The 26,387-nt window shown below is 62.6% G+C and carries 20 protein-coding genes; 8 read left to right on the top strand and 12 right to left on the bottom strand.

Features of this window, described 5'->3' with window-relative positions; all coding sequences use genetic code 11:
* Positions 1 to 57 precede the first annotated feature (57 nt).
* Positions 58 to 756, top strand: coding sequence for an ABC transporter ATP-binding protein (locus ACRANW_RS13070; RefSeq protein ID WP_479432202.1), 699 nt, complete (start codon positions 58 to 60; stop codon positions 754 to 756).
* Positions 753 to 3,290, top strand: coding sequence for an ABC transporter permease (locus ACRANW_RS13075; RefSeq protein WP_479432203.1), 2,538 nt, complete (start codon positions 753 to 755; stop codon positions 3,288 to 3,290). The genes ACRANW_RS13070 and ACRANW_RS13075 overlap by 4 nt, the downstream gene beginning before the upstream one ends.
* 197 nt (positions 3,291 to 3,487) lie before the next feature.
* Here the strand turns inward: ACRANW_RS13075 and ACRANW_RS13080 are convergent, their stop codons facing one another.
* Positions 3,488 to 3,745, bottom strand: a complete 258-nt coding sequence (locus ACRANW_RS13080) for a DUF805 domain-containing protein (protein ID WP_479432204.1) — start codon at positions 3,743 to 3,745, stop codon at positions 3,488 to 3,490.
* Positions 3,746 to 3,950: 205 nt separating this feature from the next.
* Complete coding sequence (locus ACRANW_RS13085) at positions 3,951 to 6,620, bottom strand: TonB-dependent receptor (protein WP_479432205.1); 2,670 nt, start codon at positions 6,618 to 6,620, stop codon at positions 3,951 to 3,953.
* Between the two features lie 421 nt (positions 6,621 to 7,041).
* Between ACRANW_RS13085 and typA the strand changes: the two genes are divergently transcribed.
* A complete protein-coding gene (gene typA / locus ACRANW_RS13090; RefSeq protein ID WP_479432206.1) occupies positions 7,042 to 8,877 on the top strand; it encodes a translational GTPase TypA in 1,836 nt (611 codons plus the stop codon).
* Between the two features lie 117 nt (positions 8,878 to 8,994).
* Here typA and ACRANW_RS13095 read toward each other — a convergent pair whose 3' ends face one another.
* On the bottom strand, positions 8,995 to 9,840 hold the full coding sequence (locus tag ACRANW_RS13095) for an outer membrane protein (RefSeq protein ID WP_479432207.1): 846 nt from the start codon (positions 9,838 to 9,840) through the stop codon (positions 8,995 to 8,997).
* A gap of 270 nt (positions 9,841 to 10,110) precedes the next feature.
* Here ACRANW_RS13095 and putP point away from each other — a divergent pair, with 270 nt between their 5' ends.
* Both putP and ACRANW_RS13105 read left to right on the top strand, forming a co-directional pair.
* A complete protein-coding gene (gene putP / locus ACRANW_RS13100) occupies positions 10,111 to 11,610 on the top strand; it encodes a sodium/proline symporter PutP (RefSeq protein WP_479432208.1) in 1,500 nt (499 codons plus the stop codon).
* A gap of 123 nt (positions 11,611 to 11,733) precedes the next feature.
* Positions 11,734 to 12,426: an extensin family protein gene (locus tag ACRANW_RS13105; RefSeq protein WP_479432209.1), complete on the top strand. Its 693-nt coding sequence runs from the start codon at positions 11,734 to 11,736 to the stop codon at positions 12,424 to 12,426.
* Between the two features lie 191 nt (positions 12,427 to 12,617).
* On the opposite strand, the gene ACRANW_RS13110 is transcribed toward ACRANW_RS13105, so the two are convergent.
* From ACRANW_RS13110 to ACRANW_RS13140, 7 genes are all read right to left on the bottom strand, one after another.
* A complete protein-coding gene (locus ACRANW_RS13110; RefSeq protein WP_479432210.1) occupies positions 12,618 to 13,238 on the bottom strand; it encodes a response regulator transcription factor in 621 nt (206 codons plus the stop codon).
* Between the two features lie 142 nt (positions 13,239 to 13,380).
* A complete protein-coding gene (locus ACRANW_RS13115; RefSeq protein WP_479432211.1) occupies positions 13,381 to 14,127 on the bottom strand; it encodes a proteasome-type protease in 747 nt (248 codons plus the stop codon).
* 106 nt (positions 14,128 to 14,233) lie between these two features.
* A complete protein-coding gene (locus ACRANW_RS13120) occupies positions 14,234 to 15,097 on the bottom strand; it encodes a transglutaminase family protein (protein ID WP_479433953.1) in 864 nt (287 codons plus the stop codon).
* Positions 15,098 to 15,102: 5 nt separating this feature from the next.
* Positions 15,103 to 16,047, bottom strand: a complete 945-nt coding sequence (locus tag ACRANW_RS13125; protein WP_479432212.1) for an alpha-E domain-containing protein — start codon at positions 16,045 to 16,047, stop codon at positions 15,103 to 15,105.
* A gap of 1 nt (position 16,048) precedes the next feature.
* Positions 16,049 to 17,479 (bottom strand): circularly permuted type 2 ATP-grasp protein, encoded by a 1,431-nt coding sequence (locus ACRANW_RS13130; RefSeq protein ID WP_479432213.1) that lies wholly within the window; start codon positions 17,477 to 17,479, stop codon positions 16,049 to 16,051.
* Between the two features lie 98 nt (positions 17,480 to 17,577).
* Entirely contained in the window at positions 17,578 to 18,402 is an 825-nt protein-coding gene (locus tag ACRANW_RS13135; protein WP_479432214.1) for an esterase/lipase family protein, read from the bottom strand.
* Positions 18,403 to 18,474: 72 nt separating this feature from the next.
* Entirely contained in the window at positions 18,475 to 19,008 is a 534-nt protein-coding gene (locus ACRANW_RS13140; RefSeq protein ID WP_479432215.1) for a DUF3617 domain-containing protein, read from the bottom strand.
* Between the two features lie 124 nt (positions 19,009 to 19,132).
* Between ACRANW_RS13140 and uvrB the strand changes: the two genes are divergently transcribed.
* Both uvrB and ACRANW_RS13150 read left to right on the top strand, forming a co-directional pair.
* Positions 19,133 to 21,328 carry an excinuclease ABC subunit UvrB gene (gene uvrB / locus ACRANW_RS13145; protein ID WP_479432216.1) on the top strand — a complete coding sequence of 732 codons (2,196 nt, stop codon included), beginning with the start codon at positions 19,133 to 19,135 and terminating at the stop codon, positions 21,326 to 21,328.
* Positions 21,329 to 21,500: 172 nt separating this feature from the next.
* Positions 21,501 to 22,106, top strand: a complete 606-nt coding sequence (locus ACRANW_RS13150; RefSeq protein WP_479432217.1) for a hypothetical protein — start codon at positions 21,501 to 21,503, stop codon at positions 22,104 to 22,106.
* On the opposite strand, the gene ACRANW_RS13155 is transcribed toward ACRANW_RS13150, so the two are convergent.
* Entirely contained in the window at positions 22,092 to 24,170 is a 2,079-nt protein-coding gene (locus ACRANW_RS13155) for a protein-disulfide reductase DsbD family protein (protein ID WP_479432218.1), read from the bottom strand. The genes ACRANW_RS13150 and ACRANW_RS13155 overlap by 15 nt on opposite strands.
* A gap of 50 nt (positions 24,171 to 24,220) precedes the next feature.
* On the opposite strand from ACRANW_RS13155, the gene ACRANW_RS13160 reads away from it, so the two are divergent.
* The gene (locus tag ACRANW_RS13160) at positions 24,221 to 25,447 is read left to right on the top strand and encodes an FAD-dependent monooxygenase (protein ID WP_479432219.1); all 1,227 of its coding nucleotides are present in this window, start codon (positions 24,221 to 24,223) and stop codon (positions 25,445 to 25,447) included.
* Here ACRANW_RS13160 and ACRANW_RS13165 read toward each other — a convergent pair.
* The gene (locus ACRANW_RS13165; protein ID WP_479432220.1) at positions 25,437 to 26,354 is read right to left on the bottom strand and encodes a hypothetical protein; all 918 of its coding nucleotides are present in this window, start codon (positions 26,352 to 26,354) and stop codon (positions 25,437 to 25,439) included. The genes ACRANW_RS13160 and ACRANW_RS13165 overlap by 11 nt on opposite strands.
* Positions 26,355 to 26,387 lie beyond the last annotated feature (33 nt).

The following is a 26,387-nucleotide window of genomic DNA, read 5'->3' on the forward strand; positions in this document are numbered from 1 at the left end:
GCACTCCATCCCTAGCTGTAACTTGTTGCTGCCTCTCACCTATGCCATCGGAACCGTGTGACAAGTCCCTCTCTCGCGATCAGCGCCCGCAATCTCACCCTCACCCTTGGCAGCACGGCCGCGCCGGTCACGATTCTGCGGGGTATCGATCTGGATATTCCGCAGGGTCAGGTGGTCGCGCTGCTCGGCCCATCGGGTTCGGGCAAAAGCTCGCTCATGGCGGTGCTTTCGGGGCTTGAGCGCGCCAGCGGCGGCGCACTAACCGTGGCAGGCGCGGATTTCTCCAATCTTTCCGAAGATGGTCTTGCCGCAGCCAGGCGCGGCCGGATCGGCATTGTGCTGCAGGCCTTTCACCTGCTCCCCACCATGACAGCGGCCGAGAATGTCGCCACCCCGATGGAACTCGCCGCCATGCCGGACGCCGCCCCGCGTGCCGTCGCGGAACTCGAAGCGGTCGGGCTTGGGCACCGCACCGGTCATTATCCCACCCAGCTTTCCGGCGGCGAGCAACAGCGCGTCGCCATCGCCCGCGCCACTGCGCCGCGCCCCGGCCTGATCTTTGCAGACGAGCCCACGGGTAACCTTGATGCCGCAACCGGCGAGGAAATCATCAACCTGCTGCTGGCCCGCCGCGCCGAAACCGGGGCCACGCTGCTGATCATCACCCATGACGCCAGCCTTGCCGCCCGCTGCGAGCGGGTGCTGACCATGGCGGACGGCGTGATCGTGTCGGACACGGCAGGCAGCACGGCATGAGCCAGCCATCCCGTATGCCGTGGGCGACCGTGTGGCGCATCGCCCGGCGCGATCTCAACACGCGCTTCAAAGGGCTGCGGCTGCTGCTGGTGTGCATTTTCCTCGGCACAGCGGCGCTTTCCGCCATCGGCACGCTGACCAACGCCATCGAACGTGAGCTCGAATCGTCAGGGCAGGAACTGCTCGGCGGCGATCTCGAGGTCGAGGTGTGGCAGCGCGATCTGCGCGCCGATGAACGCACCGCGCTTGGCGAATATGGCACAATTTCCAGCGGCTACCGGATGCAAGCGATGGCGAGCACGCCCGATGCGGCCGCGCCGATCGAACTCAAGGCCGTGGATGCGCAGTGGCCGATGTTCGGCGCGCTGATTCTGACCGATGGCCGCGCGGTCGCTGCCCCTGCAGGCAATGACGCCTGGATCGCGCAGACCGCGCTGGAACGGCTTGGCATTGCCGTTGGCGACAACTTCAAGGTCGGCACCGCCACCTTGCGCGTTGCGGGCATTATTCAGGACGAGCCCGATCGCCTGTCCGAAGGCTTCCAGCTTGGCCCGACGATCATTGTAGCGCAGGATATTCCCGGTAAGGCCGGGCTGCTTGAGCCGGGCGCGCTGTACCAGAGCAAGCACCGCATCGCCTTTGCCAACGCCGCCCGCGATCCCGAAGCGGTTGAAAAGGCGCTGACCAAAGCCTTCCCCAATGCCGGGTTCGATATCCGCACCCGCGACCGCGCTTCGCCCGGTGCGGATCGCTTCGTGCGGCAGATGAGCGATTTTCTGACTCTGGTGGGCTTGGCTGCCTTGGTGATTGCCGGAATCGGGATTGCAGGCGGCGTGTCGTCCTATCTTGACCAGCGCCGCACCAGCATTGCGACGCTGAAGGTGCTGGGCGCCACCTCAAGCGATATTGTGCGCATCTACGCGCTGCAGATCGGCGTTGCGGCGCTGGCGGGCAGTCTCGCGGGGCTTGCGGTTGGCGTGCTGGTTACACCGCTGCTGGCGGGCGCTTTGCAAGGGCTGCTGCCGGTGCAAAGCGGCTTCATCATTGCGCCGGGCGCGCTGCTGCTGGCGGCGAGTTACGGCCTGCTGGTGGCCTTTGCCTTTGCCGCCGCGCCCTTGCTGCGCGCCCGCACCTTTCCTGCCATGGCGCTGATGCGGTCGGGCATTGTGCCACTATCGCGGGACAAGCGCGCCTTGCTGGCGACCGCATTTGGCCTCGCGGCGATCTGCGCGCTGGCGCTGCTCACCACCGATCAGCCGCTGCTGTCAGGCGGGTTTCTGCTGGGGGCAGGCGGCGCGCTGGTGCTGCTCGCCGGGCTTGGCTGGGGTATCCAGACCCTCGCCCGCCGGCTGCCGCGTCCATCCAACCCCCTGCTGCGCAGCGCGCTTTCCAACATTCACCGCCCCGGCGCGCCCACGGGTTCCCTGGTGACGGCGCTGGGCTTTGGTCTTGCCGCTTTCGTGCTGCTCGCCGCCGTGCAAAGCGCAATCGATGGCAATATCGCGCAGCGCGTGCCCGCCGAAGCCCCCGATTACTTCGTGCTGGATGTGCCGCGTGACAAGGAACCGCGCTTTTTCGAACTGATCCAGCAGGATTTCCCTGAGGCGGCGATCCGCACTGTGCCGACGATGCGCGGCGCGGTGCTGGCCTTTGGGCCCAAGGACCAGATGATCCGCGTGGCCGATCTGGACGAACTTCCCGAAGGCGCATGGGGCCTGCGCGGCGAACGCGGGCTGACCTATGCCGACACGATCCCGCAGGGCAACCGCCTGGTCGCGGGCGAATGGTGGAGCCCGTTCCACAATGGCGAGCCGCTGGTGTCAGTCGATGCGGACCTGGCGCGGGCGGCAGGGCTTGAGGTGGGCGATTACATCACCGTTGGTATTCTGGGCGTGGAACGCAGCGCGCGGATCGCTTCGCTGCGCGAAATCGACTGGGAAAGCCTGGGGTTCAATTTCCTGCTGGTGTTCAGCCGCAATGCCATCAGCGATGCGCCGCACAACCTGTCCGCCACCATCGACCTGCCCGAAGGCGCAGACACCGAGGCACGCGGTACGCTGTTGCGGGCGCTGGTGCGTGAAATGCCGTCGAGCTCGGTGATCGAAGTGGGCGGGATTTTGGTCGAGGCGCGCAAGCTCCTTGAACAGGTGAGCCTTGCCACGCTGGCCGCTGCCGCCGTGACCGTGCTGGCGGGCCTTGCGGTGCTGATGGGCGCCATCGCGGCGGCACGGGCCTCACGCACTTATGATACGGTGATGCTGCGCGTACTGGGCGCGAGCCGGCGGCAGGTGCTGTTGTTGCAGCTGGCAGAGTATGGCCTGCTGGCCGTGGTGCTGGCGCTGGTGGCGCTGGGGCTTGGCGGCGGGCTTGCGTGGGTTGTGATTACCCAGCTCTTCCAATTCGAATGGCTGCCCGATTGGAGTGAAGTGCTGGGCGTGTTGGGCCTGGGCGTTGCGCTCGTGCTCGTCTTCGCGCTGGCCGGTTCGCTGCCGCTGCTGCGGGCCAAACCGGCGCGGGCGCTGCGGGAGTTGTAGGCCTTAGCCTACATCCTCGCAGCAGAGCGCAGCAACGGGCCTCAGGCAAACACATCTTCATTGTAGGGATCCTTGGGATCCGTCCCGAACCGATTGCTACCCGCCGTGCCCGGCAACACCATCAGCACGAACAGCGCAATGCTGGCGAGAACACCGATGAGCGGGATGAGTCCGGCAACGGCCAGCCCCGGATACCACTAGCCCGACATGTCACGATCATGCAAGCGTCGGACGGTGACCGCGATCGCGGGGATCAGCGCGGCCAGCGCGTAAAGGCCGTAGGCGATGATCAGCGCCAGCTCGATCGGGCTATCGGCAAAATTACTCTGGAAATCAGCTGCCGCTGCAAAGCTGTCGCCTTCTGCCGTGAAATCCGAATTGCTGGTCGATGGTGCAAAAAGGAAAGCCGGGGCGATCAGCAGCACAGTTAAGCCAATATTGAGCAGCTGGAACATCCAGAACTCCTTGCGCCGCGACCGCCCTTGAAAGTCGGCGTAGCGTTTGAATGGCAAGATCATCCAATGCATTGATTGCGTCCCCCTTTTGGCCGTTCACCATCCGGCTGGTTGCATGGCACCACAATCGCAATGCGCAGGCAAATAAAAAAGGCCCCGCGCTTCATTAGCGCAGGGCCCCCTTTTGCTATCGTAATCTGTCCAATCAGAAGCGGAAGCGCACAAGGCCGCCGTAGGTGCGTGGCTGGTTGGGATAGCCGGAGATCGACTGCCCTTGCGCCACCGATGGGAAGATCGTCGTGATATACCGATCATCAAGCAGATTGCGCGCCCACAACGTAAACTCCAGACCCATGTCCAGCGCATAGGTGAACGATGCGTTGACGTTGTTTACTTCACGTGTGAACGCACGCGCGGCGTTACGGGCAGCTTCAAAATCCGGCGTTCCGTCGGGATTTACGCCGATGAAGTTCGTCAGACCATCAAGGATCTGCACAGGCGACTCATACTGGTAATCGCCGCGCAGGATCACACGGTCGCCATTGGCCAGATCCTTGTCCCACGTCGCGCCAAACGATGCGCTCAGCGGATGAACGCCCGACACCGTACTGCCCGACAGATCGCCCACCGGCGAGCCTGGGAAGCTGACATATTTTGAATCAAGATAGGTCATCGCCAGCGACAGCGTGAGCGAGTCGGTCGGACGGACATAACCGTCAAACTCGATCCCGAAGGTTTCCAGTTCGCCCGCGTTTGCCAGCACGAAAGAACTGCCAATGAAGGTGTTGGACTGGAAGTCCTCGAGCGTCTGCTGGAATACGGTCAGGTTTGCAGCCACAATATTCCAGTTGGCCTTGATCCCGAGTTCATAGACGGATGATGTCTCAGGCAGAGCAAATCGGGTGCCCGGACGAAGGTTGGGAACGCCAAGGCCTTGGCTGATGATCCGTGAAAAGTCGCCCGGCAATGGACGCGAATCGCGCGAAAGATTGAACGAGCTTGCTTTGAAACCCGTCGCATAGCTTGCGTACACGTTGATGGAGTCGGTCACTTCATAATTGGCGCGGGCCAGGTACGTTACCTCATCGTCGCGTGTCCGCCCGTCTTCAACGGCGTTGGGAATGTTGACGATGGGCGGCAAGAACTGAAATGCGCGCAAACCGTTGAAGGGATTGGCGGCAGGGTTGTTCTGGTTTGCGGTGGCAAAGGCCTGCGCGCCCGCGCTGATCTGGCCGAATGCGGCCTGATTTGCACCCGCGAAACCCCCGATTTCAGCCGCAGTGGCCGATCGACCAAGCCCGAGGGCGTTGCCCACGGTCTGCGCCAAGGCGCCTTGGAACAGCAACAGGTTGCGCGACGGCGCAAACTGCGCCGCGTCCAGATCGACCTGCGAAAATCCTTCGGTCGTCCGCCCGTTCGACACCACATCCTTGGCATCCTTGGTGTAGTTCGCGCCGACGGTTAAAGTAAGGCGATCGGTTACCGAGAAATCAAGCTGACCGAAGATCGAGTAGGCCTCGTTATCCTGCTTAAAATTGCTGAAGAAGCCCTGGCCGTTGCCAAAGAAGGTTCCCGACGGAGCCCCGAGCAATGCTTCGAGCGATCCAAGGTTAAGTGCGCCGCCCGATCCGGCCGAGATCAGACCGTTGGCAAACGGACGGAAGCCTTCGCCAAAAACAATTTGGTCCGAAACCTCAAGATCTTCCTTGAAGTAGTAACCGCCGACGAGGAAGTTCACAAAACCGTCGAAATCGGATGCAACCCGCAGTTCCTGCGTGAAGGTCGTGATGTCGGACTGGCCGATCTGCGCGCCGCTGGCGATGGCGGCACTGGTAAAGTCGACGTCTTGATTTGCGCTAATTGACGTGTCGCGATACGCCGTGATCGACGTTAGGGTCATATTCCCGAAATCGTAATCCGCCTGACCGGAAATACCCCAGTTCTTGACCCGGTTAAAGGGAACAACATCAGAAAAGATGACATCGTCAAGTTCGGTGCCGGGCGCGTTGAGCTGGCCACCGAGCAGCTGGATCAAACCGGTTTCTGCCGAAGGACGGACATTGACGACGCCACAGCACTTCTCGTTCAGCTCGTCATAGTCGCCGATAATGCGGAACGTGAAGTTTTCGGCATTGTCATACAGCAACTGGCCGCGGGTGAACCAGCGATCGCGATCGTTGATGTCATCGCCGTTGAACCCATTGGTGATGAAGCCATCGCGCTTGTTGATCCCGGCGGCGAAGCTTGCGGCGATCGTGTCGGAAATCGGACCGGTGATGTAACCACGCGCTACGACGGCATCGTAGTTGCCGTAAGATACTTCGACATTGCCTTCGAGATCAAACGATGGCGCTGAGCTGACGAGCGAAATCACGCCCGCGCTGGCGTTCTTGCCGAACAGGGTCGATTGCGGTCCGCGCAGGACTTCAACACGCTCAAGGTTGGGAAGATCGGAAATCTGCGAAATGGCGCGGCTGCGATAAACGCCGTCCACGAACACCGCAACTGACGGTTCAAACCCGAGGTTGTTGCCATCTGTGCCGAACCCACGGATCGAGAAGGTGGTAGCAAAAGCGCTCTGCAACTGGGACACGCGCAAAGACGGAACAACCGACGATAGATCAGCAATGTCGCGGATCTGGGCCTGCTCAATTGTTTCGGCAGAGGTCACCGACACAGCAACCGGGGTCTGTTGCAAGGTCTGAGCGCGCTTTGTCGCTGTAACGATGATCTGATTGGACGTTTCAAGCTCTTCGACGTCAGGCACCTGATCCTGAGCGAAGGCCGTGCCCGGCATGGCCAGGGCAAAGGTAGCAGCGCCTGTAAGCAGGGTGAATCGATACGCGCCGGCAAAGCCGGTGAAAGTCGAATGCATGGAAGCTCCTCTCCAAAATACGCCGCGATCCCGGTGCCCTTTGTTGGGCACACACGTTTCCGTGTGCTCTCTCCCGTGATCATGCGATCGCGGTGATAAGCCAGTGCTGTCCCACTCACAAGCGCCCACACGGCGCTTTTCGCGGCCAATCGGGAGAATTGTTGCGCCAGAGTCACACTCGATTGCGCCGTGTTGCTGCGCTGGCTGCGCCCCGCGCTTGCCCCCGGGCTTGTGTTGCGCTAGGCGCCACCGCGATGTTGCAACGCAGCACTCGGACGTATCAGCGGCGCTTGCCGTAGCGTCCGGCCGCTGTCGCTAACCTGCCATGAACAGTACCTAACGCATCGCGCCACCTGCGGTGCCTGTTTTTCTTGTCCCGGACGCATCGTGTGTCCGGCTTTTCACCGGAAGTTTCCCTCGCATGTCGTCCGCCCTTAGAAATATCGCGATCATCGCCCACGTTGACCACGGCAAGACCACGCTGGTTGACCAACTTTTCCGCCAATCGGGCACGTTCCGCGAGAATCAGCGGGTTGAAGAACGCGCCATGGATTCCGGCGATCTCGAAAAGGAACGCGGGATCACCATTCTGGCCAAGTGCACCAGTGTCGAATGGCATTCGGAAAATGGCGACACGACCCGCATCAATATCGTCGACACCCCGGGCCACGCCGATTTCGGCGCCGAGGTGGAACGCATCCTTTCGATGGTTGATGGCGTGATCTTGCTGGTCGACAGCGCCGAAGGCGCCATGCCGCAGACCAAGTTCGTCACCGGCAAGGCGCTGGCGCTGGGCCTTCGCCCCATCGTGGTCGTCAACAAGATCGACCGTCCCGATGGCCGCCCGCAAGAAGTGCTGGACGAAGTGTTCGATCTGTTCGTCAGCTTGGATGCTGCCGACGACCAGCTCGAATTCCCGGTGCTCTACGCTTCGGGCCGCGATGGTTACGCCAGCGAGGACCAGGAACGGCGTGAAGGTACGCTTGCTCCGCTGTTTGAAAAGATCATCGAGCATGTCCGTTCGCCCGGCCTCGATCCCGACGCCAAGTTCAGCTTCCTGGCGACGCTGCTCGATCGCGACAATTTCATGGGCCGCGTCATCACCGGCCGGGTCCAGTCGGGCACCATCCGGGTCAATGATCCGATCCATGCGATCGACATGGACGGCAAGGTCGTCGAAGTGGGCCGCGCGACCAAGCTGATGAGCTTTGACGGGCTGGAGCGCGTTCCGGTCGAAGTCGCGCGTGCGGGCGACATCATTGCGCTGGCGGGCCTCGAAAAGGCGACCGTCGCTAACACCATCTGCGATCCTTCGGTCAGCGAACCGATTGCCGCGCAGCCGATTGACCCGCCGACGCTGGCGATGCGGTTCTCGGTGAATGACAGCCCGCTTGCCGGGCGCGAAGGCAGCAAGGTCACCACCCGCATCATTCGCGACCGCCTGCTGCGCGAAGCCGAAACCAACGTCGCGATCCGCGTGACCGAGTCCGAAGACAAGGACGCCTACGAAGTCGCCGGTCGCGGTGAATTGCAGTTGGGCGTGCTGATCGAAACGATGCGTCGCGAAGGCTTCGAGCTCGGCATCAGCCGCCCGCGGGTGCTGTTCCGCGAAGAAGGCGGCAAGCGCATGGAGCCGTATGAAACCGTCGTGATCGACGTGGATGACGAACACTCGGGCACGGTGGTTGAAAAGATGCAGCGTCGCAAGGCCGATCTTACCGAGATGCGCCCTTCGGGCCTCGGCAAGACCCGCATCACCTTCTCCGCCCCGTCACGCGGACTGATCGGCTACCACGGCGAATTCCTGTCCGACACACGCGGTACCGGGATCATGAACCGTCTGTTTGAAAAGTATGACGCCTACAAAGGCCCGATCGAAGGCCGCATCAACGGTGTGCTGATCTCCAACGGTGATGGCGAGGCCAATGCCTACGCGCTCAACATGCTGGAAGAGCGCGGTGAGTTGTTCGTGGGCGCGCAGATGAAGGTCTATCAGGGCATGATCATCGGCGAGAACGCCAAGCCTGACGATCTGGAAGTCAACCCGATGAAGGCCAAGCAGCTTTCCAATGTCCGGTCGAGCGGCAAGGATGAAGCAATCCGCCTCACCCCGCCGCGCCGCATGACGCTGGAACAGTCGATTGCGTACATTGATGATGACGAAATGGTCGAAGTGACGCCTGAATCGATCCGCCTGCGCAAGGCCGAGCTGGACCCGAACGAACGCAAGAAGATGCGCCGCAAGAAGGATAGCTGAGGCGATCTAGGCCGCCACCTGATGCGTGCATGAAAAAAGCCCCCGCGTCGAAATTGACGCGGGGGCTTTTTCGTATCCGGGTTTGTCACCGCCCTTTCGAGCGGTGACGATCACCGATTAGAAGCGCAGGTTCACGGTTGCGCGCAGTGAGTGAAAATCGAACCGGTCGTTCGACAGGCGCATATCTGTGCCGCCGTTATCGATCAGGAACGGGTTGGTTGCAGGCGCGGTGCCCGGACCAACGGCAACGGTGTAATCGTCATCGTTGTAGCTTGAATACAGGTACTCAAGACCCAGCCCAAGATTGCGGGTCAACATCAGCTCGGCGCCGCCGCCGACCTGATAACCAAACTGCCAATCACGCGAATCTTCCGGAGTGAAGGAGTTTGCACCATTGGTGGTGGTGAAGGTGCGATCGATCCGAGCAAAGCCCGCACCGCCGGTGCCATAAAACAGGGTCCGACCATCGCCCGGCGAAATGCCGACACGACCGCGCGCAGTGGCAGTCCAATCAATTTCGCGGCCAAAGGTGTAAGATGCAGGTGTGGTGCTGAAGCCCGTCGTGAACTCTTCGGCACCCTGACGGGCACCTTCAATCAACACACCAGCTACAAAGGGTCCGTCGCCGAGGTGACGGTCATAACCGATGCGCAGCGCATAGCCTTCTGTTTGCGGGTTGCCGCCACAGCGCGCCGAAGCTGCTGAAAGGGCCGGTCCAGGGCAGAAGCCGGGCGCGAACGCATTGGCGCCCGTCACCGTGTTCACGGAATCTCCGAAGGTGCCATCGCCATTCGTATCGAACACGATGGAATCGCTTCCCCGGTCTTCGGGCATTTCAAGACTGATGGCGCCCGAGATATAGGGGCCATTGTAGTAGCGGTCGTCACTCTGCGCGAACGCAGCCGACGAGATCGACAGCGCTACCAAGCCGCTGGTAAAGGTTAACGTCTTTGCGAATGTCATTGAAAACTCCAAATAACTTTGAACTTTGATCACAATTCCTGCTGGAATGTCCGTGCCTAACTAGGCGTGTGGTAACGATGTTCCATCGGCATGTTGCAATGCAACACGGCTCGTCGTGTTTTTAGAAGAACCGAACCGCGAGCCGTGGCAAGGTCCGGCCAAGACGATGCCTGTGCGACAATTCGTGCTGGCGGGTCATGGGCCGTTCAGAAGCGCCCCGTGCCGTGCGCAAGGTAGTAATCGCTGCCGCTTCTTGTTACCCCGCCCTCCATGAATGCCTATACCCTTGCTTCGCTCGCTGCCTACTTCGTGCTCATGATTGCCATCGGGCTGTATGCCTGGCGCAAGTCGACCGAGGACAGCGCCGGATACCTGCTTGCCGGGCGCAACCTTCCGCCTTCGGTCGCCGCGCTGAGTGCGGGCGCATCAGATATGTCGGGCTGGTTGCTGCTGGGGTTGCCGGGCGCGCTTTACACCGCTGGCCTCGTCGAGGCGTGGATCGGCATCGGGCTGTTCGTGGGCGCGCTGGCCAACTGGAACATCGTTGCACCGCGCCTGCGCGAACAGACCGAAAGGCTGGGCAATGCGCTCACCATCCCGCAATTCCTCGCCAACCGCTTTCCAGAACGCGGCACGATGCTGCGGGTCACGTCCGCGATCATCATCGTGGCCTTCTTTACCGTCTACACCGCCGCAGGGCTGGTCGGCGGGGGCAAGTTGTTCGAGACCGCCTTTGCCGGCATCCTCCCGAACACGGGAATGTCCGATTACATGATGGGCATTTTCATTACCGCCGGGATCGTGCTGGCCTACACCATGGTCGGCGGGTTTCTGGCGGTCAGCCTCACCGATTTCGTGCAGGGCCTGATCATGATGGTGGCGCTGATCATCATGCCGATGGTGGTGATCTTCGGCCCCGGCGGATCGGCGGGAGGAAGCCTGGCGCAGGTCCCGGTCGAGGGTTTCCTCAACCTCACCCAGGGGCTGACGGCGATCGGATTTATCAGCGCGGTCACTTGGGGTCTGGGGTATTTCGGCCAGCCCCATATCATCGTGCGCTTCATGGCGATCGACAAGGTGAAGAATGTGGCCCGCGCCGCAGCCTATGGCATGGGCTGGATGGGGATTGCGCTCGTGGGTTCGCTTGGCCTCGGGCTGGCAGGCCGCGCTTATGTTGAGCGCAACGGACTGGTGATTGACGATCCAGAGACGATTTTCATCGTACTGGCGCAATTGCTGTTCCACCCCGCCGTGACGGGCTTTCTTTATGCCGCGCTGTTGGCGGCGATCATGAGCACGATCTCCTCGCAGCTGCTGGTTTCCTCCTCCTCGCTGACAGAGGATTTCTACCGCCTGTTCCTGCGCCGGAACGCGTCCGAGCGTGAGGCGGTGAATGTCAGCCGGGTCGCCGTGGCGCTGGTCGCAGCCGCAGCGATGGTGATTGCCGCTGATCCGCAAAGCGAAGTGCTGGGTCTTGTTTCCAACGCATGGGCGGGCTTTGGCGCTGCCTTCGGCCCGCTGATCTTATTGGCGCTGACCTGGAATGGCGACGAGGGGCGCGGCATGACCGGCGCGGGCGCGGTGGCGGGTCTGGTAACGGGTGCGGGCGTGGTCGCCGCATGGATCGCGCTGGGCTGGAACTCAGCCTTCCTCGGCGGACCCGGCCTTTACGAAATCGTTCCGGGCTTTGCCGCCGCGCTTATTGCGATCGTGGTGGTGAGCGGTCTGACGCGAGGCGACGCACGCCACCTGGGCGACGCAACCGCCTGAGCCTCGCGCTCCTGCTGTGGCGGCCGATCACGTCGTTTTTTGCCATTCGTTTCCGGACTGTTAACCATTCGTAGTCCATAGTCCTTAAGTATGAAGGGACGAGCGACAATTCGTGCAGTGATTATGGCGGCGGCCGCGGTGATGCTGGCGGGCTGCGGTTCGCTGATCCCCGGAAGCGGCGGCGCCGCGCCCGGCGGCGCGAGTCAGGCGGCGCGCGCCCCAGCCCGTCCGGCGGTGCCTGTCATGTCCGCCCCGCAGAGCTACGCGCCGCGTCCTGAGGATGCCCGCTGCCTTGCTGATCTTGGCAACAGCGGCGCACGATTTAACCCATTGCCCGATACCTACGCTGCGCCGGGGTGCAACACGTTGGGCACCGTGCAGTTGACGGCGCTGGCCGGAGACCGCGCACCGCTGGGCCTCAGCAACCTGGGGCCAGTTCAATGCACCGTCGCCAAGACCTTTGGCGATTGGGCGCGCTTTGGCGTTGATCGTGCCGCCCGCGATTTACTTGGCAGCCCGGTTGCGCGGATCGAGACGATGGGTTCCTATTCCTGCCGCAATGTGGCCGGTAGCCAGCGCCGATCAGCCCATGCCCGCGCCGAGGCGATTGATGTATCGGCTTTCGTGCTGGAAAACGGACGCCGTGTGGAGGTTAAGCGCGATTGGAACCGCGGCGACGCCGCCACGCGCGAATTCCTCCGGGTGGTGCACAAAAGCGCCTGCAAGCGGTTTGGCACCGTGCTTGGCCCGGAATACAATGCCGCGCACGAAGATCACTTCCATCTCGAAGGGACAGGGGCGAAGTTTTGCCGGTAACCGCGCAAGGGGGCATGACGAAAAGGTCGCGCCGGCAAAGTGGGGGGCGAAATTAAGAGAATGTGGCGGCCCCGGTCTGCTAAACCCGCAGAGCCGGGACCGCCATAGGAGGACACGCTGAGAGAGACCGGGTTGCGTGGGCTTGCGTCTCGCCGGGGGTAAAGGCGGAGCCGGGCCACTTTCGTTTGGCGCTACGCCCGCAACTTGGGTTCCAGCTTCGCCTCCAATTTTAGTCGGACCGCTTCCGCCGCGTGGCGTGCGCCGAGTTTGGTCATCATGTTGGCGCGGTGAATTTCGACCGTGCGCGGGCTGATATCGAGTTCACGGGCGATGGCCTTGTTGCTGCTGCCTTCAGCCAACCAGTCCAGCACTTCGCGTTCGCGGCCCGATAAAGCTGATATCCGGTCGCGCGCTTCAATCATGCGGCGGCGGGCGGCGCCGAACTGTCCGGCCTCCTTCTCGATCCGCATCAGACAACGGGTAAAGCGTTCTGGGTCAAGCGGCAGCGCCAGATAATCCAACGCGCCGGCCTTGATCGCCTCGACAATTCGGCCGGGCCGCGGCTGAACCTCTACAGCGATCAGCGGCAGCCAGATACCCAGCCGACCGAGCCGTTCCAGGATCATCCCCACACCGCCGTCCTCAGCGGTATCGCGGGCCACGATGATCCCTTCGCGGGGCGGGTGCACCGCAAGCTCGGAGAGATCCCCGTACACCTCGCAATGATGCCCCAGTGCAAAGCCCACTCGGGCCAGTTCTGCACGTTGGCGGCTGCAGGAATCGATGAAGTGGAGGGAGGATTTGCGGGTCATGCCATCGTCTGTGCGCTAACCTATGTAAGGTTACACGCAAGAGCGCCGCCGATCCGGACGATTTACCGTCTCCGCGATAGGCCAAGCGCCTCAAACAATGGAATTATTTTGCTCCGTATCGGAGCCAGATCAGGCAAAGCGCTTAAGTGTCATCGCTGAACCGATAAGACGGCAAAGAATGAAAGGCCGATCGCAGGGCATCCCCCCAACCCGATGAAATCGTGTCAAAATAGGGGTCGTCCGCGGTTATCCGATGTTCGTGTGTGGCGGCAAATTCGTCTTTCCCGATCACCAGCAGATCAAGCGGCAAGCCGACGGACAGGTTAGCTTTCAGAGTCGAGTCGAAACTGACCATCATCAGCTTGACCGCATCTTCGAAGGTCATTTCCCGGTTGTATCCACGCAGCAGGATCGGGCGGCCATACTTGGTTTCACCGATCTGAAAGAAGGGCGTGTCCCAGCTGGCCTCGATGAAATTGCCCTCGGGATAGATCATGAACAGGCGGGGCTGCATCCCCGCGATTTGCCCGGCTACGATCATGGTGGCGGTAAAGCGTCCCTTGCCGCCCTCGCCATTCACCGTCTGCGCGGTTTCGATGGTGGCGCGCAGCAGACGCCCGATCTCGGTCACAACCTGGAACATGGTCGGCCCTTTGAGCAGGGCATTGTCCCGCTCACTCGGCGTCTTGGTGCGTTCGTCAAGTTGGCTGATCACCGCCTGCGTGGTCGCAAGGTTGCCCGCCGTCATGACCGCAATCATCCGTTCGCCCGGCACGTTCCACTGGAACATCTTGCGGAAGGTGGAGATGTTGTCGACGCCCGAATTGGTGCGGGTGTCGCTCATGAGCACAAGGCCCTTTTCCAGCACCATGCCAACGCAATAGGTCATACCATCATCCTGTGTTGCCCCGATCCCGTTAGCGGCGCCCTAGCCCGAAGCGCGCGGTTGCGCAAAGTTTGCGGACAAGCGCGTGGGTCTGCGGCGACAACCGGCCTTAGCTCTGGCTCTGATTTTGGCTCTGGCTCTGGCTTTGTGATTGGCTGGTGGTGGGCTGGGATTCCACCGCAACGCCCACGGTCAGCACTTCATCCGCTGTGCTGCCAAAGCTGATACCGGTTATGGGCGCAGCGTCCCGGTAATCACTGCCCGTTGCCACACGGACATAGCGCGGATCAGGGGAGATGCCGTTCGACACGTCAAAGCCGACCCAGCCCAGTCCTTCGACATGGGCTTCGGCCCACGCATGCGTCGCTTCTTGATGAATGCGATCATCCATCATCAGATAACCGCTGACATAGCGCGCCGGAATACCGTTCACGCGCGCGGCGGCGATGAAGATATGCGCATGATCCTGGCACACGCCAGCGCCTTGGCCGACTGCCTCCTCCGCGGTGGTGCCGGAGTGGGTCTGGCCGGTTTCGTAGATCACGCGTTCGCGGATCATGCTGGACAGCGCGTGCAGGAATTCGAGCGGCGCGGCGCTCGCCTGTTCCGGCACGTCGCGCAGCAAGGCGCGCAGCTTGGCGCCGGGCCGGGTCAGCGGTGTCTGACGCAGAAAGCTCCACAGCGGCAGGTGGCCCGAATGCCGGCCGATCACTCCGGCATTGTCATCTGTCTCAATCACGCCCTCACAGGTCACGGTCACCTCATGCGCGCCCTGCTCAAGCCCGATCAGCGTGACGTGGTTAAAATGCTGATCGTCATATTGAAGTTCAGCGTGCGCGTTATCGAAGGTCATGTTCCATTCGATAATCCGCTGGCCCTGCGTTTCCTTGGGCGTCAGCCGCAGCCGCTGGAGCGCATGGACCACCGGCTGCGTAAACGCATAGTGGGTGGTGTGTTTGATCTTGAGTTTCATCGTGCTCATGCGCGGAACCGGTAATCCTCGGCAATGGCCTGGCTGATGCTGGCGTTGCGGGCGAGAAAATCGATCAGAAACTCGTGCAGACCCTGCTCGAATATCTGATCGACGCTGAGATGGCTGATGCGGGTATCGGAATCGCGCATCAGGGCAACGGCGCCGCCTTCCACGCCGTGCGTAGTCGCCAGCGCGCCAAGACAGGCACGCAGGGCGTTGCGACAAAAGGCAAGGCTGCGCGGGAAGCGATCATCCAGCACCAGAAATTCGACAATGCCACGCGCTTCGATCTGGCCGGCGTTCAGCCAGCTATAGACCCGCGCACCCGCCACCGATCGCAGCACCTGTTCCCATTGTCCGGTATCAAGGCTCGATCCAACGTAGGACAGCGAAGGCAGCAGCAGGAAATACTTCATGTCGAGAATACGCGCGGTCGAATCTGACCGTTCGATGAAGGTGCCTGCACGGCAGAAATGATAGCCCTCGTCACGCAACATCGAACCATCGAAGGCACCGTGGACCTGCGTGCCGGCGCGGCGGATCACGCCCAGCACCTCGCCCACGGCCATCTGCCCGACCGGACGGGCCAGCAGCGTTTCCAGCTTCATCCAGTTTTCGTTGACCGCTTCCCACAGATCGGACGAAATGTTGGTGCGTGCCGTGCGCGCATTGGACCGCACCCCGCCAAACATGGCGCGGACATTGCCGGGATTGGATGGCCCGCGCAGGACGAAGTTCCAGACCTGCATACCGTCATAGCCATCATGCAGGGCTTCGTACGATTTCTGCAAGCCCAGCGTCGCAATGACTGAACGCCATTCCGCCTCCGCCGTCGCCAGATCGCGGGTCAGCGCCATGCGCAGCGCCGCTTCGAGCAGGCGCGCGGTATTCTCGGCCCGCTCAAGGTAGCGGAACATCCAGAACAGGCTGTTGGCAGTGCGTCCCAGCATATCAGTCTTTCAGCACCCAGGTATCCTTGGTGCCGCCGCCTTGCGAGGAATTGACCACCAGCGATCCTTTCTTGAGCGCAACCCGCGTAAGACCGCCGGGCGTGATGTCGATCTTGTCGGGAGACACCAGCACGAACGGCCGCAGATCGAGGTGCCGGGGGCTGAGCCCCTTGGCGGTGTAGATCGGGCAGGTCGACAGCGCGAGCGTGGGCTGCGCGATGTAATTTTCAGGCCGCGCGATCAGCTTTTCGCGGAACGCGGCGATTTCACGCTTGGACGATGTCGGCCCGATCAGCATTCCGTAACCGCCCGATCCGTGGACTTCCTTGACCACCAGTTTGGCAAGGTTATCGAGCACGTAGGCAAGGCTGTCCTTGTCCGCGCAGCGCCAGGTCTGGACATTGGGCAGCAGTGGCTTTTCGCCGGTGTAGAACTCCACGATATCGGGCATGAAGCTGTAGATCGCCTTGTCGTCCGCAACCCCGGTTCCCGGCGCATTGGCGATGGTGATGCCGCCCGAACGGTACACGTCCATGATCCCCGGCACGCCCAGCGCACTATCGGGATTGAAGGTGAGCGGATCGAGATAATCGTCATCGACCCGGCGATACAGCACGTCGATCGGCTTGTAGCCACGCGTGGTGCGCATCTGCACGCGCCCTTCAACCACGCGCAGATCGCTGCCTTCAACGAGTTCCGCCCCCATCTGATCGGCCAGAAAGGCGTGTTCAAAATAGGCCGAATTGAAGATGCCAGGGGTGAGCACCGCAACGGTTGGCTTCCCGCCTGAAAAGGCCGGAGGCACGCAGGCCGCAAGGCTGCGGGCAAGCCTACGCGGATAATCGGAGACGCTTTCCACCGCCACCCGGCTGAACAGATCGGGGAACATCCCCATCATCGTTTCGCGGTTTTCCAGCATGTAGGAGACGCCCGATGGCGTGCGCGCATTGTCTTCCAGCACGAAGAATTCATCCGGCCCGGTGCGCACCAGATCGATCCCGACAATGTGGGTGTAAATCCCGCCCGGCGGCGTGAAGCCGACCATGTTGGCAAGCCATGCATCATTGTTGCGCAGCAGGCGTTGAGGCAGGCGCCCGGCCCGCACAATCTCCTGACGGTGATAGAGATCGTACAAAAACGAATTGAGCGCCCGCACCCGCTGTTCAATCCCGCGCGAAACCCGGCGCCATTCCGATGCCGTAATGATCCGTGGGACCATATCGAAGGGGATCAGACGTTCTTCGGCCTGATCCTCGCCATAGACGTTGAAAGTGATGCCCGTGCGGCGAAACGTATCGTCCGCCTCGCGATTTTTGCGGCGCATGAGTTCGTGCGGCTGTTCGGCGTACCAGCGGCAATATTCGGCATAGGCCGGCCGGGTACGGCCTTCGCCATCGAACATTTCGTCAAAATTGCTGCCTTGCGCCTGCATCGACCCCCACTTGCGTTTATGTGCAATGCAGCAATGTAACCCGCCTTTCGCAAAAGGAAAGCTGTTGCATCAGATTAGCGAAGATCGTTTCAAAACGATCAGATTTGGGTGGCTTCAAGTTCCCCGAGCAAGGTTGCGACCACTTGGGGATCATAGGTGAAACCCATGTGCGTGCAGCGCAGCGCAATCGCCCGGTCGCGTTCGCCCGCCCGTCCGGCAGCGCAGCGCGGCGCGATCACGCCATCATTGGCGCTCCACAAGGCGACCGTTTCCACCGGCGGCTTGACCGATAGATCAGCAGCAACCGGCGGCGCATCAACCGAATGGCCGGTGATGAATTGATAAGCCCGCCACACATTATTGGCGCGCGGGCTGCCCGAAAAAGGCGAACCCATGGTGATGACCTTGGCCACCGCCTGCGGCTGACGCTTGGCCATTTCGCGCGCGTACAACCCACCAAGGCTCCAGCCGATGAGGACGACCTCGCGCCCATGAAGGGCATGAAGCTTCAGCAATCGCGCTTCGATCTGGTCGAACCGCTCAGGATCGGGGCCCCAGTTGCGCCCCTGCCCCCAACGCTTGACGATGTGACCCGCCGCTTCAAGCTGGCGGGCCAGATAGCGCATCCGCATCGGATTGGCGCCGAAGCCCGGCAGGATCATGGCCACTTGCGGGTTGGCGGTTGGCGCGATGGCGAGCTTGCGCCTTGTCCGGCGCAAGGGTTCGATCAGCGCATCGGCTTCGCCCAGGAACCGTAGCAACCGCGGCTTGCCCACCTGATGTTCGTCAGGGCATTCCTCGCGGGCCAGGGCGACCCGCCGGGCCAGCGCGGATGCCGCATAGGCTTGCTGCGCCTGCGCACCGGCCGCCAGCAAGGGGCCGGGCCAGCGCGGAAAATCAGGAACAAAGCGGAGCGGTGACATATGCGAGCTTAAGCGATCCCACCGATGAATGTTCCCTGAAATGTAACAATCGGATCAACCCTGGTGTGCGCTCTATTTCGTGGGGCATTCCCCGATGCGTTCATGCTTGCCAGTAAAGTTCAGCGTTGCCTCACCCACGCCATCGAAATTCATTTTGCTTTGCGCGGTGAATTCGGTGCTGGTCGCGGTGGCGGCGCCGGTCATGGTCATGCGTGCTTCGCCGTCGGGCGTTTTGCACACCATCACCGCGTCCATTTTGCCGCCCGCCAAGTTGAAGCTGTCGTAGCTGCATTCGCCATTCTGGCCCTGCTTCATCAGCTCTTCAAAGCCCTTGTCGACCTCTTCCTGCGTCAGACAATCTTCGGTGGTGATCGTCTGGCCCGCGCCGTGGCCTTCCATTTCCGGCGGCATTCCGGGCACGTCGATCCCGGTCATCACCACCGTTGATTTGTAGAGGCCGGGCTGCGGCTTGACCCCGGCGGCTTCAACCTTGGCAGCCACTTCCGTGTTGCTGATTTCGCCATTTCCATCGGCATCGGTTTCGCCGCCCGAACATCCTGCAAGCAAAGCGGCGCCAGCGGCGGCGATGATGGTGATGCGCTTCATTGACGTGTCTCCCTGCGGCGGGCCTGCCCCGTTTGCATCAACAGTAACGCAAACACCGCCCGAATGGACCCACAGAAATCGTCCGGCCCTTCACAATCGCTCTGCCAAACCGCATATGCAAGGCATGGCCGAACTCGTAATCCGCCGCGGACTGGATGAGCCCCAAACAGGGGCCGACTTCACCCCGCACCGTCCCAACCGGCCCGACAAGTCGATGGGCGGCATCCCGTTCAAGCTGGTGTCGGAATATGAACCAGCCGGCGACCAGCCAACCGCCATTGCCGAACTGACTGAAAGCGCGCTTGACGGTGAAAAGACGCAAGTGCTGCTCGGCGTTACCGGTTCGGGCAAGACCTTCACCATGGCCAAGGTGATCGAGACGCTGCAACGCCCCGCCCTGATCCTTGCCCCCAACAAGATCCTGGCCGCCCAGCTTTACGGCGAATTCAAGAGCTTCTTTCCCGAAAACGCGGTCGAATATTTCGTCAGCTATTACGACTATTACCAGCCCGAAGCCTACGTGCCGCGCTCCGATACCTACATCGAAAAGGAATCGAGCGTAAACGAGGCGATCGACCGAATGCGCCACTCGGCGACCCGATCCTTGCTTGAACGCGATGACGTGATCATCGTCGCTTCGGTTTCCTGCATCTACGGGATCGGCTCGGTCGAAACCTATTCGGCCATGATTTTCGACATCAAGGTGGGCGAAAGCGTCGACCAACGCGAATTGATCCGCAAGCTGGTGGCGCTGCAATACAAGCGCAACGATGCTGCCTTCACCCGCGGCACCTTTCGCGTGCGCGGCGATAGCTTGGAAATCTTCCCCTCGCACTATGAAGACATGGCCTGGCGCATCAGCTTCTTTGGTGACGAAATCGAAGGCATTGCCGAATTCGATCCGCTCACCGGCACAAAAGGCGCCGCGCTGGAAAAGGTGCGGGTCTACGCCAATTCGCACTACGTCACGCCGGGGCCGACGATGAAACAGGCGGCCGCCGCGATCAAGTTTGAGTTGGAGGAGCGGCTGAAGGAACTCGAGATCGAAGGCAAGCTGCTGGAACGCCAGCGGCTGGAACAGCGCACGCATTTCGATCTGGAAATGATCGCGGCGACGGGAAGCTGCAACGGGATCGAGAATTACTCGCGGTTTCTCACGGGGCGGCTCCCCGGCGAACCCCCGCCGACGCTGTTCGAATATCTGCCCGAAAACGCGCTGCTGTTCGTTGATGAAAGCCACCAGACCGTGCCCCAGATCGGCGCGATGGCGAAGGGGGACCACCGCCGCAAGCTGACGCTCGCCGAATACGGCTTCCGCCTGCCATCGTGCATCGACAACCGCCCCTTACGGTTCAACGAATGGGACGCGATGCGCCCGCAGACCTTTGCGGTATCGGCCACGCCGGGAAGCTGGGAAATGGAGCAGACCGGCGGCGTCTTTGCCGAACAGGTGATCCGCCCCACCGGGCTGATCGACCCGCCGGTGGAGATCCGTCCGGTGGAGGATCAGGTGCAGGATTGCATTCAGGAATGCCTCGCCACCGCCAAGAACGGCTACCGCACGCTGGTGACAACGCTGACCAAGCGGATGGCCGAAGACCTCACCGAATTCATGCACGAGGCCGGCGTGCGGGTGCGGTACATGCACTCGGACGTCGAGACGCTCGAACGCATCGAACTGATCCGCGATCTGCGGCTCGGCGTGTATGACGTGCTGATCGGGATCAACCTGCTGCGCGAAGGGCTCGACATTCCCGAATGCGGGCTGGTCGCCATTCTTGATGCCGACAAGGAAGGCTTTCTGCGCAGCGAAACCTCGCTGATCCAGACCATCGGCCGCGCCGCACGCAATGTCGATGGCCGGGTGATCCTTTATGCCGATCGCGTGACCGGCAGCATGGAACGCGCGCTGGCAGAGACCGACCGGCGCCGCTCACGCCAGGAAGCCTTCAATGCCGAACACGGCATCACACCCCAGACCATCAAGCGTAACATCCACGACATCGTCGCGCACTCCGCCGCGCAGGATAGCGTGCTGGTGGATACCGGCGATCCGGAACGCAACAATCTGGTGGGCCACAACCTGCGTGGTTACATCGAAGACCTCGAAAAGCGGATGCGCAACGCTGCCGCCAATCTCGAATTCGAGGAAGCTGGCCGCCTGCGCGACGAAATCCGGCGACTGGAGGCGGATGAACTGGGGATACCCGACAGCGAGAAGCGCGCACCGATTGTGGGACGCAGCAACGAGGGAAAGCCGGGCACGCGCAAGACGCGCTACGGCAAGGTCCGGGCTAAACGAATGGGCGGGAAGCCTTAGTACGTTGATTTAATCCGGTGCGACGTTCTCGGAGTGAACGCGGTCTCACTCCGGATCGACACAGCCACCGAACGCGGTCTTCCTACTCCCGAACCGCGTTATCGTCCGGCGATCTAGGCCTGATCGGTCGCGGGCTTGAACCGCGCCCACAATCCTGTCACTTGGCGCCGCCATGAAGATCACAACCCTTGCCGCGCTGACCGGGCTGGCGGCGGCGGGCCTGTTGAGCGGGTGCAAGCCCCCGCCGACCGATGCTGCCGTCGCACGCGTTTCGCTGGTCGCGCCTGCCGCAGGCCCCTCCGAACCGCTGCCGTCGCCCGATACGACCCTTGCGGTCTGGTCACAAACCCGCAAGCCGCTGCGTCTGGTCTATGGCGTGCCGGGCCAACCGGTGCTGCTGGCGCTGGAATGTCTCGAAGCCGGTCAGCCCGAAGCGCGTCTCAGGATCACACGCCACGCGCCAGCCGATGAAGGCGCAGCGGCGCTGCTGGCCTTGATCGGCAATGGCTGGATCGGTCGCTTTCCGGTTGACGCCACCACTGTTGATGGCCGGATGCTATGGCAGGGCGAGATGCCCGCAAAAACCCGCGAATGGAACGCGCTGAAGCCCGAGCGCGAAGCGACCGTTACGGTTCCGGGCGCAGGACTGGTCAGGCTGAACGCCAGCCCGCTGCCGATGACGCTGGTCGACGCCTGCCGCAATGACGCGCGTGAAAAAGCACCGACAGCGCGGGATCTGTTCGCGCCGCCCGCCGCCGCCCAATCACCGGTCTTGTGACGCCGCACGTTCCAGAAGATCCGGTGTAAGCACCTGCGGCAATTGCTGCGGGGCTGCGGCGCCTGGAGCATACCACAGATACAGCGGCACGCCCGCTGCGCCCTGCTGGGTAAGGAAGGCAGTGATGTCCGGATCGCGCACGGTCCAATCGCCCACAATCGTTACCACACCCGCGTCGGCAAAGGCTTCGCGCACGCTCTCACGCTCGATTGCTGCGGCTTCGTTGACCTTGCAGGTGACGCACCAATCGGCGGTAAACCACACAAACACCGGCTTGCCCGAAGCACGCGCTGCGGCCAGCGCATCGCGGCTGAAGGCCTGGGGATTGTGAATGCTGGCCTTGGGTGCGCCGCTTGGGCTCTCATAGACCGAAGGCAAGGCGATCGCTGCAAAGGCCACGAAGGGCGCAGCGACGAGGCCGAAGGCGGGCCAGGCCATCTTGCCGCCGCGTTGCAGCTTGCCAACGGCGAACAGACCCAGCAGCACGCCTGCCACCAGCACCAGCGCAATCAGGCCGAAGGGTCGCCCGCCAAGCTGGACCGTCAACCACAACAGCGCAAGACCGGTCAGCCCCATCGGGATCGCCATGATCCGCCGGAACCGCTCCATCCACGCGCCGGGTCTGGGCAGCATCCGCCGCAAGGGCGGCACGAAGCCGAGCAACAGGAACGGCAGCGCCAACCCCAGTCCCAGCAGCGCGAACAGCAACAACGCCTGCGGGATCGGCAGCAACAACGCCGCGCCCAGCGCCGCCGCCATGAATGGCCCGGTGCAGGGCGTGGCCACAAAAGCGGCAAGCAGCCCGGTGGCAAAGGCTCCCGTGCGCTCGCCCCCCATGCTGACCGAAATCGCCGGCAGTTCAAAAAGCCCTGCGAAGTTCGCGGTGATTGCGGCGGCCAGCACCAGCAGCGTCACGACAACGCCCGGCTCCTGCAACTGGAACGCCCAGCCCACCTGCTCGCCTGCCGCCCGCAACCCCAGCAGCAGCGCACCCAGCGCCATACAGGCCAGCACCACGCCTGCGGTATAGGCCAGCCCCTCGGCCTGCGCGCGCGCTTCGCTTTCGCCTGCACGGGCCAGTGCGATCGCCTTGAGGCTGAGGATCGGAAAGACGCAAGGCATGATGTTGAGCAAAAGCCCGCCCGCCAGCGCGCCGAGGATCAGAGTCCACAGCGGCGGGATCGCTGCGCCTTGCGGGCTGGCAACCAGTTCTCCGCCGGTGGGGACATCGCCGGGCGCCGCGGCAAAGCGCACGCCCACACCGTCCCCGAAAGCAAGGATGCCGCCCAGCGCATCGGCTTTGGCTTGGCCGTATTCGTCGAGCGGGATTTCGGCCACCAGCACATCACCCGCCCGTCGAAAGGTCTGGGCGGCGGCGTAGGCGACGAGACGGTCGTTGGCGACGAACACGTGCGGATCGGTCAAGCCAGCGCTGGCGGGCAGCGGAATGGCGACGCGCAAAGTCTGGCCCACAATTGCAAAGCTGGCTTTTGCGTCCAGCAGCGGCGCGACTTCGGCGCGCCAACGCGTGAAATCACCGCCTGCGCGAGCGGTCAGAAGCTTGTCCTGCGGCACGCAGATTTCATCGGTGCAGGCCAGATATTCGACATGGCCGGTGATGCGCGGCGCCGCTACCACGTCCGCGCCCGCAGGCACCATGACCGGCACCAGCACCACATAGCGGCCTTCGTAGATGTGGTTCATCAGGCCGCTGATCGTAAGCCGCCGGGGCACCGGATAAATCGGCGCGCCCATCTGCCAGCCCTCCGGCAGATCGAGGAACAATCGCATCCCCTGCCCTGCGTCACCGGGGTTTGACCAGTACCCGTGCCATTCGGAGGTTTTGGGGGTAAAGCGCAGCGCGAGCATCCATTCGCCGCCCGCCTGCGGCGTGCCATCGGCAATCAGCTCCACCGCGATGTTGCCATCGCCGTAACGCGCCTCTGTGGGCACGACTTCCTCGTACGCCGCAGACGGAACAGCCAGCAGGAGACTTGCGATCAGCGCAAGCACCCATGCAGCGAATTGTCGGATCGGATGCGGGAAGATTGTTGCGTAGGGCACCGGCTACCCTCTAGGCTTCACACCTAAATTTCGCAATCGGAGCGCGAGACGTGACAGCAACAACAGACAACCCGCGCGACCTGCTGATCCTGGGCGGCGGCCTCGTCGGCATGACGCTGGCATTGGCAGCGGCGAAGAAGGGGATGTCGAGCCATGTGATCGACCGTGCCGACCCGGCTGAACTCACCGCCGAGGGCTTCGATGACCGCGCCACAGCGATCTCGACGGCAAGCTGGCATCTGTTCGAAAATATCGGGATTGCCGCAGGTCTCGACCAATTCGCCTGCGACATCGCCAGCATTGCCGTGACCGATCAGAACAAGCCGGGCCGGCTCGATTTCCAGCCCGGCGCTGACGGCGGCACGCTGGGACGGATGTTTCCCAATCGCCGCTTACGGCTCGCGCTGTTCGAAGCTGCGGCCAAGGAACCGCTGATCAATTGGGTGGCCAAGGCCGATGTGATTGAGCGGCAGCGCAGCCAGCTGGGCGTTGCGGCGCTGCTGGCCGACGGGCAGAAGCTCAGAGGCCGGTTGATGATCGCTGCCGAGGGCCGGCAATCGCCCACCCGCGACGCTGCGGGCATTGCGATCGCCAAGTGGGATTACAAGCATCGCGCAATCATCGCCGGGCTGACCCACGAAAAGCCGCACGGCCATGTCGCATGGGAAATCTTCTACCCCGCCGGGCCGTTCGCGCTGCTGCCGTTGAACGACGATGCCGATGGCACGCATCGCTCCTCGCTGGTGTGGACCGTCTCGGAAGCCGACGGCGCGGGCGTGATGAAGCTGGGCGACCGGGCGTTTCTGGCCGAGGTGGAAAAGCGCATGGGCGGCGTTCTGGGCAAGGTAAAGACTGTGGGCCACCGGTCAAGCTGGCCGCTGGGCTTTCACCACACCGCCAAGATCACAGGCGAACGCCTCGCTCTGATCGGCGATAGCGCCCACGGCATCCACCCCATCGCCGGACAGGGCCTGAACCTGGGTCTGCGCGATGTGGGCGCGCTGGTCGAAGTGCTGGCCGATGGCGCACGGCTTGGTCTTGATCCGGGCGATCCGGAATTGTTGAAGCGTTACGAAACCTGGCGCGGGCTCGATAGCTTCATGGTCGCGCTCGCCACCGATGGTCTGACGCGCCTGTTCGGCGTTCCCGGAAAGACCGCCTCGGCGGTGCGCCGGCTGGGCATGGCCGCCGTGCAGCGCACGCCGATGCTCAAGGATTTTTTCATGGACGAAGCCCGCGGCGTATCGGGCGATCTGCCGGAAATCCTCAGGGCCTGATCAGCGGGCTCGATTGCCGGACCGGATTGCCTGCGCCATCGCGAAGGCCGCGCTGGTCAAGCACGGCGGCGGTTTCGACCACCTCCATCGCTTCCATCACCTTGCGATAGCGTTCAGCATCGGCGATCCATGCATCGGCCTTGGCCGCGCCGGGCATGCCCTTCACCTCGTCAATCGCGGCACGATACCGGCCCTGCTCCAGCGCCCATCGTGCGCGTTCAAGGCGGCGTTGCGGCTGCGGTGAGGGCGTGCTTTCGCGGCGGAACACGAACAGCTGACCCAGTTCACGCTGGAACGCTGACCATGAGGGCCCTTCGCTGCTGATGCGCAATTGCGGGCCGAGGCCTTCAAGTCGCGCCACCAGGCCATCAAGCCGGACCGGGTTGCGGGAAAACTCGATGATCGTGCTGACTGCATTGGGCCACTGGTCTCCGAACCGCAGGCGGAGCTGGTCCGAAAGGTAGCCTAGCTCCGCCCCGCGTTCGACAGCGCGGCGGGTGGCAAAGGCGATCAGCAGGCTTTCAGCGCGTGCAGCATTGCCGGCGGCGGCCTGTGCTTGCAGGTCGAGCTGGGTCAAGCGTTGTTCGGCGGCGGCGAGCCGCTGATCGATACCGCCTTGCTGTTCGGCCACACGTTCCGCCGCCTGCTCCGCCTTTATCGCCGCCGCCAAGGGTGTCGGCTCGGCGGTGAGCGGCGGCGCAGGCAAGGCGTCCGGTTCGGCGCCTGCTTCGGCCACCACGTCCGATGGCGCGGCTCCGTTACGGCCGGGCTGCAGGTTATACCACATCACCCAGCCCACCAGCGCGCCGCCTGCAAGAAAGGCGACCAGCGCGGCCAGCATCAGCGCCCGGCCCGAGGTAGGCTTGGGGCGGGCATTATAAGGCGATGGTCCGGGTTGTGCTGCCATCGGTGTCCGTTCTTCTCGACCTTGCATCTGCGT

It is taken from the genome of Erythrobacter sp. 'gip.4 top 5', assembly GCF_056495765.1.

Bases quoted from the DNA above. Each gene is read 5' to 3' on its own strand.
- ACRANW_RS13075 (WP_479432203.1), top strand. From the start codon at position 753: ATGAGCCAGCCATCCCGTATGCCGTGGGCGACCGTGTGGCGCATCGCC.
- ACRANW_RS13080 (WP_479432204.1), bottom strand. From the start codon at position 3,745: ATGTTCCAGCTGCTCAATATTGGCTTAACTGTGCTGCTGATCGCCCCG.
- ACRANW_RS13085 (WP_479432205.1), bottom strand. From the start codon at position 6,620: ATGCATTCGACTTTCACCGGCTTTGCCGGCGCGTATCGATTCACCCTG.
- typA (WP_479432206.1), top strand. From the start codon at position 7,042: ATGTCGTCCGCCCTTAGAAATATCGCGATCATCGCCCACGTTGACCAC.
- ACRANW_RS13095 (WP_479432207.1), bottom strand. From the start codon at position 9,840: ATGACATTCGCAAAGACGTTAACCTTTACCAGCGGCTTGGTAGCGCTG.
- putP (WP_479432208.1), top strand. From the start codon at position 10,111: ATGAATGCCTATACCCTTGCTTCGCTCGCTGCCTACTTCGTGCTCATG.
- ACRANW_RS13105 (WP_479432209.1), top strand. From the start codon at position 11,734: ATGGCGGCGGCCGCGGTGATGCTGGCGGGCTGCGGTTCGCTGATCCCC.
- ACRANW_RS13110 (WP_479432210.1), bottom strand. From the start codon at position 13,238: ATGACCCGCAAATCCTCCCTCCACTTCATCGATTCCTGCAGCCGCCAA.
- ACRANW_RS13115 (WP_479432211.1), bottom strand. From the start codon at position 14,127: ATGACCTATTGCGTTGGCATGGTGCTGGAAAAGGGCCTTGTGCTCATG.
- ACRANW_RS13120 (WP_479433953.1), bottom strand. From the start codon at position 15,097: ATGAAACTCAAGATCAAACACACCACCCACTATGCGTTTACGCAGCCG.
- ACRANW_RS13125 (WP_479432212.1), bottom strand. From the start codon at position 16,047: ATGCTGGGACGCACTGCCAACAGCCTGTTCTGGATGTTCCGCTACCTT.
- ACRANW_RS13130 (WP_479432213.1), bottom strand. From the start codon at position 17,479: ATGCAGGCGCAAGGCAGCAATTTTGACGAAATGTTCGATGGCGAAGGC.
- ACRANW_RS13135 (WP_479432214.1), bottom strand. From the start codon at position 18,402: ATGTCACCGCTCCGCTTTGTTCCTGATTTTCCGCGCTGGCCCGGCCCC.
- ACRANW_RS13140 (WP_479432215.1), bottom strand. From the start codon at position 19,008: ATGAAGCGCATCACCATCATCGCCGCCGCTGGCGCCGCTTTGCTTGCA.
- uvrB (WP_479432216.1), top strand. From the start codon at position 19,133: ATGGCCGAACTCGTAATCCGCCGCGGACTGGATGAGCCCCAAACAGGG.
- ACRANW_RS13150 (WP_479432217.1), top strand. From the start codon at position 21,501: ATGAAGATCACAACCCTTGCCGCGCTGACCGGGCTGGCGGCGGCGGGC.
- ACRANW_RS13165 (WP_479432220.1), bottom strand. From the start codon at position 26,354: ATGGCAGCACAACCCGGACCATCGCCTTATAATGCCCGCCCCAAGCCT.